Annotated in this window: 20 protein-coding genes, 1 pseudogene and 1 other annotated feature; of the genes and pseudogenes, 14 read left to right on the top strand and 7 right to left on the bottom strand. The window is 38.0% G+C overall.

The window, feature by feature from the left end; translation table 11 throughout:
• Positions 1-6: 6 nt before the first annotated feature.
• Positions 7-1,557 (bottom strand): ABC transporter substrate-binding protein, encoded by a 1,551-nt coding sequence (locus tag ACR42H_RS17585; protein ID WP_436372241.1) that lies wholly within the window; start codon positions 1,555-1,557, stop codon positions 7-9.
• Entirely contained in the window at positions 1,547-1,996 is a 450-nt protein-coding gene (locus ACR42H_RS17580) for a MarR family winged helix-turn-helix transcriptional regulator (RefSeq protein ID WP_436372239.1), read from the bottom strand. The genes ACR42H_RS17585 and ACR42H_RS17580 overlap by 11 nt, the downstream gene beginning before the upstream one ends.
• A 403-nt stretch (positions 1,997-2,399) precedes the next feature.
• Between ACR42H_RS17580 and ACR42H_RS17575 the strand changes: the two genes are divergently transcribed.
• The 3 genes from ACR42H_RS17575 (at position 2,400) to ACR42H_RS17565 (ending at position 3,451) form a co-directional block, all read left to right on the top strand.
• Positions 2,400-2,729 (top strand): hypothetical protein, encoded by a 330-nt coding sequence (locus tag ACR42H_RS17575; protein ID WP_436372237.1) that lies wholly within the window; start codon positions 2,400-2,402, stop codon positions 2,727-2,729.
• Positions 2,730-2,750: 21 nt separating this feature from the next.
• On the top strand, positions 2,751-3,047 hold the full coding sequence (locus ACR42H_RS17570; protein WP_436372235.1) for a hypothetical protein: 297 nt from the start codon (positions 2,751-2,753) through the stop codon (positions 3,045-3,047).
• A 215-nt stretch (positions 3,048-3,262) separates the two neighbouring features.
• Entirely contained in the window at positions 3,263-3,451 is a 189-nt protein-coding gene (locus tag ACR42H_RS17565; protein ID WP_436372233.1) for a hypothetical protein, read from the top strand.
• A 121-nt stretch (positions 3,452-3,572) separates the two neighbouring features.
• On the opposite strand, the gene ACR42H_RS17560 is transcribed toward ACR42H_RS17565, so the two are convergent.
• Together ACR42H_RS17560 and ACR42H_RS17555 are read right to left on the bottom strand one after the other, a co-directional pair.
• On the bottom strand, positions 3,573-4,088 hold the full coding sequence (locus ACR42H_RS17560; protein ID WP_436372231.1) for a cupin domain-containing protein: 516 nt from the start codon (positions 4,086-4,088) through the stop codon (positions 3,573-3,575).
• A gap of 91 nt (positions 4,089-4,179) precedes the next feature.
• Positions 4,180-4,362 (bottom strand): hypothetical protein, encoded by a 183-nt coding sequence (locus ACR42H_RS17555; protein WP_436372229.1) that lies wholly within the window; start codon positions 4,360-4,362, stop codon positions 4,180-4,182.
• Positions 4,363-5,040: 678 nt separating this feature from the next.
• Between ACR42H_RS17555 and ACR42H_RS17550 the strand changes: the two genes are divergently transcribed.
• Positions 5,041-6,807, top strand: coding sequence for a sigma 54-interacting transcriptional regulator (locus ACR42H_RS17550; protein WP_436372227.1), 1,767 nt, complete (start codon positions 5,041-5,043; stop codon positions 6,805-6,807).
• A 12-nt stretch (positions 6,808-6,819) separates the two neighbouring features.
• On the opposite strand, the pseudogene ACR42H_RS17545 reads toward ACR42H_RS17550, so the two are convergent.
• A pseudogene (locus ACR42H_RS17545) lies at positions 6,820-7,083 on the bottom strand (branched-chain amino acid transport system II carrier protein); the annotation flags it as partial.
• A 46-nt stretch (positions 7,084-7,129) separates the two neighbouring features.
• Positions 7,130-7,369, bottom strand: a binding site (T-box leader).
• Positions 7,370-7,642: 273 nt separating this feature from the next.
• On the opposite strand from ACR42H_RS17545, the gene corA reads away from it, so the two are divergent.
• The 4 genes from corA to modB all read left to right on the top strand — a co-directional run bounded on the left by corA (position 7,643) and on the right by modB (position 10,173).
• On the top strand, positions 7,643-8,599 hold the full coding sequence (corA, locus tag ACR42H_RS17540) for a magnesium/cobalt transporter CorA (protein ID WP_113881360.1): 957 nt from the start codon (positions 7,643-7,645) through the stop codon (positions 8,597-8,599).
• 159 nt (positions 8,600-8,758) lie between these two features.
• The gene (locus tag ACR42H_RS17535; RefSeq protein WP_113881361.1) at positions 8,759-9,286 is read left to right on the top strand and encodes a GNAT family N-acetyltransferase; all 528 of its coding nucleotides are present in this window, start codon (positions 8,759-8,761) and stop codon (positions 9,284-9,286) included.
• 84 nt (positions 9,287-9,370) lie between these two features.
• Entirely contained in the window at positions 9,371-9,508 is a 138-nt protein-coding gene (locus ACR42H_RS17530; protein ID WP_436372224.1) for a hypothetical protein, read from the top strand.
• Positions 9,505-10,173, top strand: coding sequence for a molybdate ABC transporter permease subunit (gene modB, locus ACR42H_RS17525; protein WP_113881362.1), 669 nt, complete (start codon positions 9,505-9,507; stop codon positions 10,171-10,173). Before ACR42H_RS17530 ends, modB begins: the two co-directional genes overlap by 4 nt.
• A 31-nt stretch (positions 10,174-10,204) precedes the next feature.
• Here the strand turns inward: modB and ACR42H_RS17520 are convergent, their stop codons facing one another.
• Positions 10,205-10,339, bottom strand: a complete 135-nt coding sequence (locus tag ACR42H_RS17520) for a hypothetical protein (protein WP_436372222.1) — start codon at positions 10,337-10,339, stop codon at positions 10,205-10,207.
• A 71-nt stretch (positions 10,340-10,410) separates the two neighbouring features.
• Here ACR42H_RS17520 and ACR42H_RS17515 point away from each other — a divergent pair, with 71 nt between their 5' ends.
• Positions 10,411-10,602: a hypothetical protein gene (locus tag ACR42H_RS17515; protein ID WP_113881363.1), complete on the top strand. Its 192-nt coding sequence runs from the start codon at positions 10,411-10,413 to the stop codon at positions 10,600-10,602.
• A 30-nt stretch (positions 10,603-10,632) separates the two neighbouring features.
• On the opposite strand, the gene ACR42H_RS17510 is transcribed toward ACR42H_RS17515, so the two are convergent.
• Positions 10,633-11,832, bottom strand: coding sequence for an iron-containing alcohol dehydrogenase (locus tag ACR42H_RS17510; RefSeq protein ID WP_113881364.1), 1,200 nt, complete (start codon positions 11,830-11,832; stop codon positions 10,633-10,635).
• A gap of 286 nt (positions 11,833-12,118) precedes the next feature.
• On the opposite strand from ACR42H_RS17510, the gene ACR42H_RS17505 reads away from it, so the two are divergent.
• The 5 genes from ACR42H_RS17505 (at position 12,119) to ACR42H_RS17485 (ending at position 15,825) form a co-directional block, all read left to right on the top strand.
• On the top strand, positions 12,119-12,547 hold the full coding sequence (locus tag ACR42H_RS17505; RefSeq protein WP_436372219.1) for a MarR family winged helix-turn-helix transcriptional regulator: 429 nt from the start codon (positions 12,119-12,121) through the stop codon (positions 12,545-12,547).
• Positions 12,548-12,635: 88 nt separating this feature from the next.
• Positions 12,636-13,574, top strand: a complete 939-nt coding sequence (locus tag ACR42H_RS17500) for a ring-cleaving dioxygenase (RefSeq protein ID WP_436372217.1) — start codon at positions 12,636-12,638, stop codon at positions 13,572-13,574.
• Positions 13,575-13,594: 20 nt separating this feature from the next.
• Complete coding sequence (locus ACR42H_RS17495) at positions 13,595-14,197, top strand: alpha/beta hydrolase (RefSeq protein ID WP_113881367.1); 603 nt, start codon at positions 13,595-13,597, stop codon at positions 14,195-14,197.
• A gap of 110 nt (positions 14,198-14,307) precedes the next feature.
• The gene (gene wrbA / locus ACR42H_RS17490; protein WP_113881368.1) at positions 14,308-14,919 is read left to right on the top strand and encodes an NAD(P)H:quinone oxidoreductase; all 612 of its coding nucleotides are present in this window, start codon (positions 14,308-14,310) and stop codon (positions 14,917-14,919) included.
• A 60-nt stretch (positions 14,920-14,979) separates the two neighbouring features.
• A complete protein-coding gene (locus tag ACR42H_RS17485; protein WP_436372215.1) occupies positions 14,980-15,825 on the top strand; it encodes a pirin family protein in 846 nt (281 codons plus the stop codon).
• The last annotated feature ends 3 nt before the right edge of the window (positions 15,826-15,828 follow it).

The raw sequence follows: 15,828 nt of genomic DNA, 5'->3' as shown, positions 1-15,828 counted from the left end.
ATAAATTTAGTTCCATGACATCTCAAACACGTTCATTTTCTCATCAACACGAGGTGAAAAATTTAAAGAAGATTTAACAGCGTAAAGGTCTGCTTGTTGCCATAATGGAACCCAAGCAGCTTGTTCTACTAACTGCTGTTGAAGCTCAGCATATCCAGCAAAGCGCGCTTCTTGATCAAACAATTGGTTTGTTTCCTTAATCTTTTTCTCAATATCCTCCTGGTAAAAACTACTGTATGGCGCTTCTAAAGTGAACAAGTTTTCAATTGTTGACTGGGCATCGAAAGCTGGCCCCCATCCAAGAATGAACATATCACCAGTTTCTCTTTTTTGAATCTTCTCCAAATGCTTGCCCCATTCATTCACCCTTACTTCTACATTGATCCCGATACTTTGTAATTGTGTAGCAATGGCTTGAGCAATATGGGAGTCCATCGGATATCGACCACTTGGTGTATCCAATGTTAATGTTAATTCTTCTGGACTATAGCCAGCTTCTTCGATTAATTTTACGGCAAGATCTGGGTCATAGTCGTATTCTTTAGTTTCAGCATAATCAGCATTCAATTGGGACAGCGGTCCTGTAATTCTCGATCCATACCCACTTAATACAGTTTCTAGAAGTTCATTTGCATTGATAGCGTGATTAATAGCTTGTCTAACTTTGACATCTTTTAATGGACCATCGACAAGGTTCGATAATGCTAAGTAATTGATTCGTGAAGAAGAAATTTGTTTTACTTCATTACTTTCAAATTGTTTAACTGAGTCGACAGGGATGTTCTTAAATAAATATATTTCTCCGCTCATAAAAGCAGACATCCTTGCGCTAAATTCCGGAATAATTCGGAACTCAACTTCCTCAATCTCAGGTTTTCCTTGCCAATAATCTTCAAAAGCTTTTAATTTCAAATGGTTATCTCTTGACCAGTCAACAAACGTATACGCCCCTGTACCAACTGGTTCACTTGATGCTTTCTCTATACCTACTTCTTCAACATAGCCAGGTTCCATGATGAGCAAATCTTCTGCAATCCGTTGGATTAAGCTTGGAAAAGGCACGGATGTATGGATCTCCACTTCGTAATCTGAAAGTACAATGACCTCCTTAACGTTAGCCCATCTTGAACGGTAAAATGACCCGTTACTTTCATCTAAGATGTAGTCGATACTAAATTTAACTGCATTTGCATTAAAATCTGCTCCGTTATGGAACTTAATTCCTTCTTTCAACTTTAAGTACCATGTTTTTTCGTCTGTATTTTTCCATTCCTCTGCAAGAACAGGGACAAATTCAGCTGTTTGAGAATCTCGATCAATCAGTGGATCATAAATATTGCGAATTAGCGTATCTGTGGTGTAGTTGACATCGTGATTTGCTAGAAGTGTGGTAGCGTCTGCTTCAAAACCGATGACAAGGGGACCCTGACTATTAGCATCTGAACTAGAATCTGGTGAACTACTGGAATTACCATCCACATTCGTACCTTCTGTACATGCTGCCAATAACATCGTAATGATTAAAAGAAATGTAATCAGGACCTTATTATTCCTCATCAAATCTTCCTCCTTTATTGACTGATAAAATTTTCTCGATTTCTTCCATTGATTGAATAAGAGAATTTACTTGTTCAAAATCTATTTTTTCAATCATCCTCCTTACATCATTGCTGGCATTATCTGAAAGTTCTTTAAGAACTTTTTGCCCTTTTTCAGTGATATGCAGATATTTTTTTCGTTTATCTTGGTTATCCGATACCCGTTCAATAAGTTTTTGTTTGCTGAGCTTATGTATCATTCTACTTACATAGCCTTTATCGAAGTCGAAATACTCAGATAATTGAGAAGCTGTACACCTCTTCCTTTTATCTATCTCATATAAAATCATAGCTTCTGACATTGAATAGGGGCTTCCTTTTGAATACTGAGCATACAAACCAACAACATTAAGATAAAAACGGTTAAACTTCTTAATTTTTTCGATTTTTTCATTCATGTAGTTTAGTTCCTTAGTTCATAAATTTAGTTGCTAATAACAACTTGTTTACATATTAATTTTAATTGGCTGCATTTGTCAACAGAATTTTATGAAAATTCTGTATAAATATAATCAGTTTCCCTTATGCCTCTTTAATATTAATCGGTTAAGCACTATCGCATAAAAAAAGGGAAATGGAAAACAACTGACTGCAATCTTTCCTTTTTAATGATTAATGGAGATGATATACTAGACCCATACTACTTCTTTTCATTTTTTACCTAACACCCAGGCGGGCGTTATTATCTTTGATTTTTGAACGCACTTTATCCAAGTGATTAAAACTACTATCGTAGTTAATTTAATCCTTTGGGTAAAGTGCGTTTTTTGCATTTTCCATTACTTTTTAAGGAGGATAACAATGATCATCAAAAAGGTTTACCGAGTGTATGATAATTTATTTTTCTGCAGAGAGGATGCTGAAGCCATTCTAAGTGGCTGGGAGCATAAAGAAAAAGTATATGTTCAATATGCAGTCCTTGAGGAATCTAAGGCAGAATTAATAGTCGGCGGAGTAAACTATGGAATACCGGCTGAAGAAGTGACTGTTTACACTAATGAAAAGATGCCCTGCAGGACCTTACTGAAGATTGTTAGGTTGAAATTCAGGTTTAGCTTAGAAACACTACTAACAGCAAAGGCAGGGATGAGGAATGATTGTAAAGTACCAAACAAGTGCAAGAAGTTATGAACGCAAGTTTAAGCGGGAAAGATGAAAGCTGGCTATTATAATACGGCCAGTGGGATAACTAACTATATTGTTCAATATGGTAAAAATTCTATTACTGTTAAAACGCCAGCACTATTTGGAATGATAAATAGGATTTTTCATCATATCGCCAGGTTATTGAAGTTAAGAGAAGGGTACCGTTTATCCCTTAAGACACTACGTTTTTGTGCAAGTGGACTTGAAAGAGAAAAGAATGGGTTGCAGCTGCTTAAAAAAATAGGAGGAAATTTTGTGCTCTTTAATTTCTTTCAAATCCTGCAGTCAGGACTAACTGTCTAAAGCAATTAGATAGATATAATTTATATGCATATATAGAGCGGAAGCTTTTCTCTCCATAATCAAAAATGTAAGAAAGGGTTACAAAATCTGTCCCTTTTTGATGAACAAACTTAACAGGATATGATATTAAAAGGGTATGCAGACTTTATTAATACAAAAAAGAATAATCCAAGAATTATAGGGTTCTTCCCCTTAGATGTAATAGGAGATTATATTTGCCGAACGGCGAAAGGATAGAGGCTCAAGTAGAGTTGGATACCAAAGATATAATAAACCAGAATTTAAATTTTTTAATTGATCTTGAAGAAATAAAGTATGTAGATTTATTCAGTTTCGCATTTAAAGAAAAAATCTCAGGTTTTGGATTGAAAAATACATTAATTATCAGACCAAATCGCATATGATTTGGTCTATTCTTACCTATAAACACCAAAGTTTATTGGATATACAGAGCTGTTTCGCCTTGCTCTCTACTCCTTGAGAGTGGGTGTCTTACTGCCAGTTAAAACGGGATACATTTAACCTCTATTCAGGAATCTTTTCATACGCTAACTTTAAAATAATTTCCTTATATTGAGGATATTTTGATAAAAGGTCGGCTTGTGTGAACATTTCAAAATCCTGAAATTCAAAGCCTGGAGAAACCATACAACCTACTAGTGAGAATGTATCCTCCTCCATAACAGACGAACCAAAAATTGAATTTTTCGGAACTAAAGCTTGAGGTACTTCTCCATTATCAAGGTTTATTCCTAATTTAATTTCTTCATATTCACTATTTTCATGGATGACATGAATGGTTAATGGACTTCCAGCGTGAAAATACCATAATTCATCCGACTTCAATCGATGAAAGTGGGACACATCATTTGACGTTAATAAAAAATAAATGCTTGTATAGAGCTTACGTGTTCCCTCAAAATTCACAGACAATTCTTGATCAGAAGTACATTCCTCTGATTCAAACGTTCTTTTATAATATCCGCCTTCTGGATGAGGAGTTAACCCAAGTTTTGAAACCCAATATTGCTCATTTTTCATCTTAATTGCTCCAATCCTTCTATAAAATATCGAAAAGGTTCCGTAAGTTTGCTTAACCCAAGAAAATACTATTATTTTATATTCCCTTGATTTATTTTTCCTTAGAAAAAGCATTATAATTTTTGAATTTTGAAGGCAACTTTTTCTTTTTTAAGTACTTTTCGTTAAGTACAATAACTTTCCCGCTCTCAGCGGTTATGTATTTTTGATACACTAATTTATATTTTTCAAATGCAAGGTGCCCTAAAATATAAATTGGTAAGATAATGAACATGAGGATTACACATTGTAGTATCCAATTGAATTCATTCCCAATGATATAAATAGTCATTACAGCATGTGCTGCAAAAGAAACCATTAAGGTAATAAGCACATTACATACATGAAAGGGGACCATATTATTTTTTTCTCGAAACATTCGCTCTAGTTCATTCTTAATAAAAAGTGTAATAAATACTGATATCACAATGACAAAAAGGGAAACAAAATATGTAAGAACAGTGTACATTTTTTCCGCCCACGCTCCCTTCAATTACACTAGATGACAAAGCTTCATCAATAATATTTATTATCGTTAACCTTTTGAATGTTATTTAATACGGGGTCATCTAACCGGTTTTACGGTAACATCAATTAACAATTAATGACCGAGATTAAGGATTAAGACGATAAAAGACAAATTCTTCAGAAAAAAGTTTTATCTTCATTGTAACACAAAAAGTAAAATAAGGAGCTTCACACAAGTTTGCTCAACTTATGAGAAGCCTCCGTTAAAATCCTCTATGTGCGTAACGTGTTAACATCCCACTGTAGAAATGAATTAATTAGTGTGACATACAAAAACCTAGGATAGCTACAAAAAATAGATTAAATTAAGTTATAATTAAAAAAGTTTTATTTGAAATTTTGCGATCATTAACAATTGAACGAAAATACGGAAGGGGGAAAAGCAATGAGAAATGAGATAGTAGTCTATATGAAAGAAGTCACACGCAGGTTTTCATTTAAAAGGGACAGCTGCCTTGAACCATATCAAACAGAGGCAGTAGGGGTTCATTTTGAGATAGATCGTACAAGAGCAAGCAGGTTATTAAATGAGCTTTCTAAAGAAGGTGTCTTATTAAAAATAAATACTCGTCCCGTTTGTTTTATACATAGAGAAACGTTAGAAAAACAATACGGGAGTTTGAAACATACTGTCTATGATAGTTTGGAAACGATAGAAAAAGAGCTTATTCCCAAATCAGAGGAGATTTTTAAAAAGCTAATTGGCTATGAGAAGAGTTTGAAAGAATCTATTGAGCAAGTCAAAACGGCCATTCACTATCCAAGTATGGGTTTGCCTTTATTACTTTTAGGACCAACTGGCGTAGGAAAAACATTCTTCGCAAAGCTTATATATGATTATTCACGAACACAAAATATCATTGAGGATCAGGCTCCTTTTTTTGTATTTAATTGTGCTCAGTATGCAAATAATCCAGAACTCTTATCAAGCTATTTATTTGGATATTCTAAGGGGGCTTTTACAGGCGCATTGAAGGACCAGGTGGGTCTTATTGAACAAGCGAATAATGGGATCTTGTTTTTGGACGAAGTCCATCGCTTGAATAAAGAAGGTCAAGAGAAGCTGTTTACCTTTATGGACCAGGGGACATTTACTCGATTAGGTGAAACGAATATAGTTAGAAAGTCCAAGGTACGATTGGTGTTCGCAACTACCGAAAGTCTGTCCGTTTTTCTAGAGACGTTCTTAAGGAGAATCCCAATTAAAGTAAATATACCTAGTCTTGAAGATCGTGGTTCGGATGAGAAAAAACAGTTTATCCACCACTTCTTTATGGAAGAGAGTAAATTACTTGGTATACCGATTGAAGTGACCAATAAGACTCTTGATGTATTAAGCAAATATCATTATAGCGGCAATATCGGTGAATGTAAGAATACGATAAAATATGCTTGCGGATTTGCTTTCTCTAAGAAGTCGAAAACAATGGATAAGATTTTTGTAACCATGCAGGATTTACCAAAGCATATTTTCAAGAACTCATCTTATCTCTTTAATAATTACTCTACGAGGGAAGGAAGTGTACTTTTCTCACCAAGTAGTAAGCAGTTTTTCAGCCATGTAAATGAAATGAAAATTACGCTTATTGAACAAACTTACCAGAATTGCTTAAAGTATTTTTGGAAATTTGAAAATTATCAATTCGAAGAATCTGTATTTATTGAAAAATGTACTGATGAAATAACGGCAATGATGGATAGGTTAATATTTGAACGACCTAATGAATCTCATAATTTAATGATGGAAATTATTCTTTCAACGATGCAGGATATCTTTAGATATTTGGAATTGAATTATTATGTAAAATATGATGGTAACAGTGTCTATACATTGTCATCCTATTTATTCTTTAAATTTAATCCTTTTCAGTTATCGAAAGAGGAACAGCTACTATCTCAACGCATGCTTCAATTCATAAAAGATCATTATAAAATGGAATACTCAATTGTTTCTAAAGTGGTGTTATTTATTGAAAAACGGATGGACATTCATTTATATTTTGAAGATATTATAATGATGACATTATTTTTATGTAAGGCGAAAATAAATCACTTCCATAACCGGATAAAAGCTATGATTATTGCACATGGCTATGCAACTGCGAGCAGCATAGCAAATGGGATGATTTCTCAGTGTTCAAGATTCGATTAGAAATTGCTTGGATAGGTAGATGATCACCATAAACAAAATGCCGAAAGAGGATGAACCCGGCTGGAAATCGCATCAATCCCGCCTTTTGCCAAGGAGATGGCAAGCAGTACAATAAATGGCAGGTCTACAGCAGTCATAATAAAACCTGCCATCGCAAGCCAAAAGGAAGTACCTGATAAGGCACCGAGATAAGGAGGTAATATTAAATTACCTGCCCCAAAAAACATTGAGAATGAATAACTTGAGGCCGATAAAAAAGCTGTCAAATTTCTTCATAAATTGTTCAAACTCCTTTATATAAAAATAAAAAGACCCGTCCCCAGAAAGGGACGAGTCTATACTCGCGATACCACCCTAATTTCGTAGTTCAAAAACTGCAGCACTCAGCTACGTACAATCATACGTGTTCCATTGTAAAAGCGGAAAACCGTCAAAGCTTACTGATTTCAGCTTTGCATCTCAGAGATGATCTTCGGATCAGGTACTGGACACCGGCTTTCACCATATGCCGGCTCTCTTTGGAACAGCACTCCTGTCTTACTCTTCTCGTCAGCGATTTATTATTTGAAAATAATTTATTAAATAAGTTTAGATAAGTTAATATTTTTTGTTAATTAAAATTACTTTTTAGGATAAAAGCATTAAAGCTGACGGATGTTTTTATTTTTACCGAATTAGCAACGGTAAACTGACTTGAATAAGAAAAGTATATTCTTGTTTAAAAGAGCAAGGTGAAGAGGTAAATAATAAACATCCAAGTGGAAGAGGGAAAAATCAGGATATCGTTATCAAAAGTGGAAAAAATACGTTTACAGAATGGAACTAGGAGACAATCATGATTAGAATACAAGCTGTTAATAAAAAAAATGAACTGCAGAAAGATATTACAATTGAAAGCCTGAAAGCAGAGTGGGAAAGTTATAAGTGGTTTTGGGTTGATTTTGATCAGCCAACCGAGGAGGAAACAGCGGAACTCGACAAGACTTTTCATTTTCATCCCCTGGCAATAGAAGATTGTGTTGTCAAACTCCAGCGCCCCAAAATGGATTATTATGAAGACTACAGTTTTTTTGTCACCCATAGCTTAAATCATATTAATGAAGATAAGCAGGAAATCAATTTTTTTATTGGTTCAAATTACATAGTATCGTACCACCATGAGCTCTCCAAAGAAATGAATGATGTTTGGGAAAGGCTGAGCCTGAGTAAGAAAATCAATAAATGGGATCCCTATCTGGTCATGTATCATATCATTGATAAAATAGTGGATAATTACTTTCCCATCGTTTATCAGCTGGAAGATCGTTTGAGCCTCATTGAAGATAATCCAAATGATGAAACAATGGAAGAATTATTGGAGAAATTATTTGATATCCGCCATCATTTATTGCAGATAAGATATACAGTCATTCCGATGCGGGATTTAATATACCGTGTCATTAATTCCCATAGGCTTAAAGGGGTAAAGGAAAGATACGAATACTTTGCTGATATTCATGACCACTTATTGAAATTGACAGAAATGATTGATGAAAACAGGGAATTGACGACCGATATCCGTGACAGTTATTTATCGATCAACTCCCATCAGACAAACCGGGTGATGAGAGTCCTTACCGTGATAACCACCATATTCATGCCATTAACCTTCATAGCGGGCATTTACGGTATGAATTTTGAAAACATGCCGGAATTAACATGGAAATATGGATACTTTGAAACGCTGTTTTTAATGTTTATTATTGCCTTAGGCATGTTTGGGTGGTTTAAGAAGAAGGGCTGGTTTCGATAAGTGTATAATGAAAGCTTTGCCTGAAATTTTAGGCAGAGCTTTTTTAATGGTTTTGTTATAAGGAAGGGAGGAGAACTTTTTACTTATATGGAATGTTAATGTATTAGATTCGCTAGAAGCGGATTGGTTAGAAAAATTATAAGAAACGAGTGAGCGGGAATGGATATTTTCGAGGTTAAATCCATTGAAGGATATAAAAAAGACCTGTCCAAACTATTAATTGAGGTGGTAAATGAGGGAGCGTCCATAGGGTATCTGCCCCCGCTTGATCAAGCTAAGGCAGAGGAATATTGGGAGGATTTATTAAAAAATAATGATGTGGTATTGTTTTTAGCTGTATTGGATGGGAAAGCTGCCGGAACAATCCAGCTCCATTTATGCCGGAAAGAAAATGGAAGCCATCGTGCGGAGATTGCAAAATTAATGACAGACCCCTCCATCCGCAGAAAGGGTTTGGGACGCTTTCTATTAAAAGCGGCAGAAGATAAAGCGAAACAGGAGGGCCGAAGCCTGCTTGTGCTTGATACAAGAGAAGGTGATGTTTCCAATATTCTTTATCAATCAGCAGGATATGTTCAAGCAGGCATCATACCAGGCTTCGCACAGTCTGAACAAGGCCATCTGGAGGCAACAGTGATTTACTATAAAAATCTAAACGTGACTTATGACACAAAAACTTCAAGTTAATAGAATGCTGGTCTAAATTTTTCATTTATAATGATAAGGTATATTATATTTAACAGATGTATTTCTATTTACAAAGGAGTTTATATGATTATTTTCTATCAGCTGGGAGTATTAAAAGAGAGTAAAAACCGGGATACGGCACAGCTTTTATACGGATTTATTCATTCTGAACATGGTATGTCTAAAATGGAGCAATACGGTTTTTCTTACCTGCTGAAATGATTCAATCCGAATACTTTTGGTCACCGGTTAAACTCTCACTGGAAATTGCCTCTATATCGCTTCTCGCTGTTTTAGTGATAGGGGTTATAGCTGCAAAACTGATGGCAAATCGGACGTTTAAAGGCCAGGCAATTATAGATACTCTGCTGCTTTTGCCATTGGTCCTTCCGCCTTCCGTTGTAGGATTTCTGCTTATTGTGATTTTTGGAAAGCAATCTTTCGTCGGACGAGGGATTGAATGGCTGTTTAACGGGCCAGTCATTTTCACTTGGTGGGCTGCTGTTATTGCAGCGGCCGTTGTAGCCTTTCCACTGATGTATCAATCTGCCAGGGCTGGTTTTGAATCCATTGACAATGAGATTGAAGACGCCTCAAGAGTCGATGGTGCATCTGATTTAAAGGTTTTTCTTTATGTAACGATGCCGCTGGCTTCTAAAGCTATCATGACAGGAGCAATATTAAGCTTTGCGAGGGCAATAGGGGAATTTGGGGCCACATTAATGTTTGCAGGCAATATTCCCGGAAAGACACAAACACTTCCCACCGCGATCTACGTTGCTATGGATTCAGGGGATATGGAACTGGCTTGGATGTGGGTTTCAATTATTTTACTGATATCAACTTCCATGCTTGTGTTCATGAATTTTATTAAGAAACGTTTCTAGAAAGGCGGAATGCAGTCATGCAATCCGCCTTTTATTTCTGAGGCAATTGGCTTAATTCACGTCCATAAGCGCCATTGACTGCTGCTGATTCATCCTGAAAGGCACTATTCTTATTGATGAGCGCCATTAACTGCTGCTGACTCTTCCTGAAAGGCACTAATCTCATGGATAAGCGCCATTGGCTGCTGCTGATTCATCCTAAAAGGCACTATTCTTATTGATAGGTGCCATTGAACCATGAATCGCACAGCCAGGCTAAGGGAGGGAGAAATGCTTGCAGTCATATTCGCATGCATTATTATCACAGGGATAAGCCTGTTAACAGCCGATGTATTTTTCCTGACCGAAGCTGCTCCTGGTGAGTGGCAGCTTATAAGAAGGCATATTGGAGCTGGTATTTTTTTAGTAAATAATCTTTTAATAAAATGATTTTTAGATGAAGAACAGGAATATCCCATATTAGTCTTTGATCAGCTGGTACAGTCTAAACATATCATCTCTGCTGAAGATTTTCGGAACAGGATACAGGGGATTGGCTTCCTTTAAGGCACGTTCAGCCATGATTGGAATGTCACTGTCTTGAATTCCGCTCACTTTTGGCGGAATCCCCATTCTGCTGTTTAGGGATTTTATGCTTAGAATAAAATTTTTGGCTTTGACTTCAGCCGAATCTGACGTATTGCCAATACGAGCGGCCACTGCCAGCTCAGCCAAAGGATCCCATACTGCCTCTCCATAATGCTCCAGGACATATGGAAGGATGACGGCATTTGCCAAACCGTGTGGGACCGAATAAAAACCTCCGAGCGTATGGGCAATAGCATGAACATTGCCAACATACGCCCTGGTGAAAGCCAGTCCTGCAAGATAAGCAGCTTTTTGCATCTTGGCTCTTGCCGTCAGGTTTTCGCCATTCTGGTATGTTTCATAAAGATTATCATAAATAAGCCGGACTGCATCAATGCTGAATTTTCTAGTATCAGCTGTATTGCTTCTGCCAATGTAGGCTTCGATGGCATGGGTTAGTGCATCCATACCGGTTGCAGCTGTTATATGAGGAGGCATTTTTAATGTAATCAACGGGTCAAGTACTGCATAATGCGGGATTAAGTTCAAATCAATGATCGCATATTTTTCGTGTGATTCGCTGTCAGTTATGACCGCTGCAACAGTGGCTTCACTTCCTGTACCTGCTGTGGTTGGAACTGCAAAAATGGGGGGGAGCTCTTTTCTAACCTTAAATTGGCCTTTCAATTGTGAAATGCTTTTCTCTGGCCTCACAACTCTTGCACCAACTCCTTTGGCGCAATCCATCGGAGAACCTCCGCCAAAAGCAATAATCCCCTGGCAATCATTCTTTTTATATGCTTTCAATGCTTCTTCTATATTCGTAATTGTAGGATTTGAAATGGTTTTATCATATATATTAAATTCAATGTTTTTTTTCTGTAAATTTGAAAGCAAACCATCCATTAGGCCAAGAGCACTGATGCCGCTGTCAGTTACAATCAGAATTCTGCTGATTTCTTTCTTCTTAATAACATCAGGAAGCTTGTCCAGGCTGTTGGCACCTTCTAATAATTCCGGTTCCCGCCATGGCAGAAAAGGCGATGCCAGCTTGAAGGTTTTTTGAACCATTCGGCAGTATGCACTATACATACCCTCACCCCCCTCCTGATTTTATCGGAAAATTCTAATATTATAAATTATATATACCTTTATGTTAAAGATGAAGTCAATATGCTGAATGTTATAAAATGGTCAGAATTTAATAATGTGTTAAAACACTTGGCTTAACAAATTAAGCATCCGTCCCATCCTTTCTCGTTTTCTTTGTGGAATGAGAAGGAATTCTTCATTCCGGAAGATTGACACAATCATAAATGTATTTTATAATTATCTCGAAATCAAGATAAATTAATTCGAGGTATTGGCAGGTGATAATATGAAAAGGTCGTGCCCTAACCCGGCATTCCTTATTCTCATGCAGACATCCAAATCCATTCATGAATGCATAAAGGACAGTATCACCAATTATAGCCTTAGCATGACTGAGTTTTCAGTGCTGGAAGCTCTATACCATAAAGATATGCAGACGATACATGAAATTGGAAAGAAGATATTAATTACGAGCGGCTCGATGACTTATGTAATAGATAAGCTTGTGGAAAAGGGATATGCCAAACGAATCGCATGTCCGAATGACCGCCGGGCGATTCATATTGGTTTAACTGATCAAGGAAATAAATTATTGGAAGAGATTATGCCGGAACACCAGGAATGGGTGAACACTTTTTTTGAAGAGCTGAATTCAGCTGAGCTGGATCATTTAATAAATTTACTTGAAAAAGTTAAAAAACGGTCAGAGATTTAAATCTAATATCTTGAATTGAATATATTTGAATTGAAATGAGTTTTATTGGCTGAATTTAGGTTACATTAAATAGGAAGAGGTTTTCACAGTGGGCAGAAAAACTAGTGGGATCCATCATATCACTGCCATCGTCGGCCATCCGCAGGAGAATGTCGATTTCTATGCAGGAGTACTAGGTTTGAGATTGGTCATACAGACCGTAAATTTTGATGATCCCGGCACTTATCATTTGTACTTTGGCAATGAAGAAGGAAAGCCGGGGACAATCATTACTTTCTTTCCATGGGCAAATGCTTTACAGGGAGTCATAGGGGATGGCCAGGTTGGGGTCACCTCCTATGCCATTCCCAAGGGTGGCCTTGGATTTTGGCAAGACAGATTTGAGAAATTTAATATTTCTTACACAATGGAAAAAAGATTCGGAGAAGAATCGATAAAGGTTCTTGATCCGCATGGCCTTGTTTTAGAAATGGTAGAAAGGGATGAGGGAGAGACTAATACATGGTCTTTTGGAGGCGTCACTCCAGATGTTGCAATAAAAGGTTTTGCAGGGGCGACTCTTTATTCATCCCAGCCTGAACAAACGGCACATCTGCTTGAAAGGGTATTGGGCCTTGAACGTATTGGGGAAGATGGAGAAATGATTCGGTTCCAATCCACTTCCCAAATCGGCAATATCATAGACCTGAAAAAGATTTCCGGCAAGCGCGGCCAGATGGGTGTCGGTACAGTCCATCATATCGCCTGGCGGGCAGAAGATGACGAGGATCAATTGGAGTGGCAGGAATATGTGAGGTCGAATGGATATGGCGTGACGCCAGTCAGGGACCGGAATTACTTTAATGCCATTTATTTTCGGGAGCAAGGGGAAATTCTATTTGAGATTGCAACCGACCCTCCTGGATTTGCGCATGAAGAATCACCTGGGAAAATGGGAGAGAAGCTGATGCTTCCTGAACAATATGAGGAAAAGAGAAATCGCATCGAGCGGAAATTAATCCCTATTGAAGTGAGGGAACTGGATTAAAACGAAAAGGGGAAGATACTATGAAACATATTTTTCAACAAGGAAAAGATCCTTCTAAACCTTTATTATTGCTGCTTCACGGGACAGGAGGTACAGAAACTGACCTGCTTCCGCTTGCAGGGCATATTGATCCGGAGGCCTCTGTTCTAAGTGTGCGCGGAAATGTGCTGGAAAATGGGATGCCGAGATTTTTCCGCAGACTGGCAGAAGGTGTCTTTGATGAAGAAGATTTGATTTTTCGCACTAAAGAATTAAACGGATTTTTAGATGAAGCTGCACAGAAATACAAATTTAAGCGTGAAAACATAGTGGCAATTGGCTATTCGAATGGAGCTAATATTGCAGGAAGCTTATTATTCCATCATGAAAACTCCTTAAGAGCAGCGATCCTGCACCATCCGATGGTTCCAAGGCGTGGTGCTGAATTGCCTGATCTTAGCGGAACATCAGTATTTATCGCTGCAGGAACCAATGACCCGATTTGTCCTCCAGAAGAATCCACCGATTTACAGTCTTTATTGGAACGTGCAGGAGCGAAAGTCGAGCTTCACTGGGAAAGTTTTGGACACCAATTAACCATGGGTGAAGTTCAGGCTGCAGCCCGCTGGTATAAACAAATATAAAATTAGTTAATGCAATATTTAAAAGGGAAGAGAATGAAAGAATAGGCGGTGCTGACATGGGTATCCTATCAAGGTTATTTGGAAATTCAACTAAAAAGGAGACGATTCATATGGAAAATGTGAAATTGGCAGTCATTTTTTACAGCATGGGCGGAACAAACTATCAATTGTCTAAATGGGCGGAGGAAGGCGGCAAGGAAGCTGGTGCTGAAGTAAAAGTTTTTAAGGTTCCAGAACTTGCACCGCAATCTGCAATTGAAGGCAATCCTGTATGGAAAGCAACTGTCGAGGCGACAAAAGATGTGCCTGAAATTAAGCCGGATGATCTTGAATGGGCAGATGCCATTATATTCAGCGTACCGACCCGTTTCGGCAATATGCCTTCCCAAATGAAGCAGTTCCTTGATACAACTGGCGGTCTTTGGGCGAAAGGAAAGCTTGCGAATAAGGCTGTAAGTGCAATGACATCAGCCCAAAATCCGCATGGGGGCCAGGAAGCAACTATTCTTTCCCTTTATACTACAATGTATCATTGGGGAGCGATTGTGGCTGCTCCTGGATATACAGATCCGGTTCTCTTCGGGGCAGGCGGCAATCCGTATGGAACTAGCGTAACGGTTGACCAGGATGGGAAAATGATTGAAGATGTCAAGGAAGCTGTTAAGCATCAGGCGAAAAGAACCGTCACAGTTGCCGGGTGGATTAAAAAAGGTAATCAGTAATCAGAGATGGAGCAATTGTTTTTCAATTGCTCCCTTTACATGTAAAAGGAGAGATGGCGAATGGAAAATGAGGAGATAACTAAGCGGAGAATTGCTTCAATTAGGAAAGTATATCTGCAGGAGCATAGCTCCATTCATGCAGCTGGCCCTGTGATAGAACCTGGGAATTGGGAAAAGTTTGACCCATTCCTTCTGTTGATGGAGGATAAATTTCAAAAAGACGCGTTTGACATCCATCCCCATCGCGGTATAGAAACCGTAACTTATGTCATTGAAGGGGCTATTGAACATTTCGATAGTCATTCCGGTGAGGGAGGCGTGTTAGGGCCTGGAGATGTTCAATGGATGACAGCAGGCAGCGGTGTTGTTCATAACGAAGTGCCATCAGAGGGAATAATTGCCCATTCGCTGCAGCTGTGGATCAATCTTCCCAGCGAGAAGAAAATGACAGCGCCAAGATATCAAAATCTTAAAGGCAGTGAAGTTCCTGTCAGAGAGGAAGATGGCGTTATTTTTAAAGTTTTCTCCGGATCTTCGAAGGGGGTTGTATCTCCTGCCTTAAATCATGTGCCTGTAACGATGGTTGAAGCTAGGATGAAAAAAGGCGCGGCAGCCTCGCAAGACCTGCCTGGAAGCTTCAAGGGCTTTATCTATATTTTAGAAGGCAGCGGGGTTTTTGGAGATAATGAAGCATATGCAGTAAAAGGCCAGGTTCTTGAATTGGGAGATGGCGGGAACGCTGGAAGCGAAATTTTCGTCAAAGCCGAAGAGCCTTTGCGTTTTTTACTATATGCAGGCGAGCCGGTCAAAGAAAAGATAGTTGCACGAGGACCGTTTGTTATGAACACGGAAGAAGAGATACGAACCGCATATAAGGAGTATATGGAAGGTACCTTTCTAAAATAAGAA

Origin of the sequence: Cytobacillus sp. BC1816 (genome assembly GCF_051353635.1) — a bacterium.
Classification (GTDB): domain Bacteria; phylum Bacillota; class Bacilli; order Bacillales; family Cytobacillaceae; genus Cytobacillus; species Cytobacillus oceanisediminis_C.
This window is presented reverse-complemented; position numbering and strand designations above follow the sequence as displayed.

Coding starts and splice junctions, on each gene's coding strand:
- ACR42H_RS17585 (WP_436372241.1), bottom strand. CDS start 1,557: ATGAGGAATAATAAGGTCCTGATTACATTTCTTTTAATCATTACGATG.
- ACR42H_RS17580 (WP_436372239.1), bottom strand. CDS start 1,996: ATGAATGAAAAAATCGAAAAAATTAAGAAGTTTAACCGTTTTTATCTT.
- ACR42H_RS17575 (WP_436372237.1), top strand. CDS start 2,400: ATGATCATCAAAAAGGTTTACCGAGTGTATGATAATTTATTTTTCTGC.
- ACR42H_RS17570 (WP_436372235.1), top strand. CDS start 2,751: ATGAAAGCTGGCTATTATAATACGGCCAGTGGGATAACTAACTATATT.
- ACR42H_RS17560 (WP_436372231.1), bottom strand. CDS start 4,088: ATGAAAAATGAGCAATATTGGGTTTCAAAACTTGGGTTAACTCCTCAT.
- ACR42H_RS17555 (WP_436372229.1), bottom strand. CDS start 4,362: ATGTTCATTATCTTACCAATTTATATTTTAGGGCACCTTGCATTTGAA.
- ACR42H_RS17550 (WP_436372227.1), top strand. CDS start 5,041: ATGAGAAATGAGATAGTAGTCTATATGAAAGAAGTCACACGCAGGTTT.
- corA (WP_113881360.1), top strand. CDS start 7,643: ATGATTAGAATACAAGCTGTTAATAAAAAAAATGAACTGCAGAAAGAT.
- ACR42H_RS17535 (WP_113881361.1), top strand. CDS start 8,759: ATGGATATTTTCGAGGTTAAATCCATTGAAGGATATAAAAAAGACCTG.
- ACR42H_RS17530 (WP_436372224.1), top strand. CDS start 9,371: ATGATTATTTTCTATCAGCTGGGAGTATTAAAAGAGAGTAAAAACCGG.
- modB (WP_113881362.1), top strand. CDS start 9,505: ATGATTCAATCCGAATACTTTTGGTCACCGGTTAAACTCTCACTGGAA.
- ACR42H_RS17520 (WP_436372222.1), bottom strand. CDS start 10,339: ATGAGATTAGTGCCTTTCAGGAAGAGTCAGCAGCAGTTAATGGCGCTC.
- ACR42H_RS17515 (WP_113881363.1), top strand. CDS start 10,411: ATGAATCGCACAGCCAGGCTAAGGGAGGGAGAAATGCTTGCAGTCATA.
- ACR42H_RS17510 (WP_113881364.1), bottom strand. CDS start 11,832: ATGTATAGTGCATACTGCCGAATGGTTCAAAAAACCTTCAAGCTGGCA.
- ACR42H_RS17505 (WP_436372219.1), top strand. CDS start 12,119: ATGAAAAGGTCGTGCCCTAACCCGGCATTCCTTATTCTCATGCAGACA.
- ACR42H_RS17495 (WP_113881367.1), top strand. CDS start 13,595: ATGAAACATATTTTTCAACAAGGAAAAGATCCTTCTAAACCTTTATTA.
- wrbA (WP_113881368.1), top strand. CDS start 14,308: ATGGAAAATGTGAAATTGGCAGTCATTTTTTACAGCATGGGCGGAACA.
- ACR42H_RS17485 (WP_436372215.1), top strand. CDS start 14,980: ATGGAAAATGAGGAGATAACTAAGCGGAGAATTGCTTCAATTAGGAAA.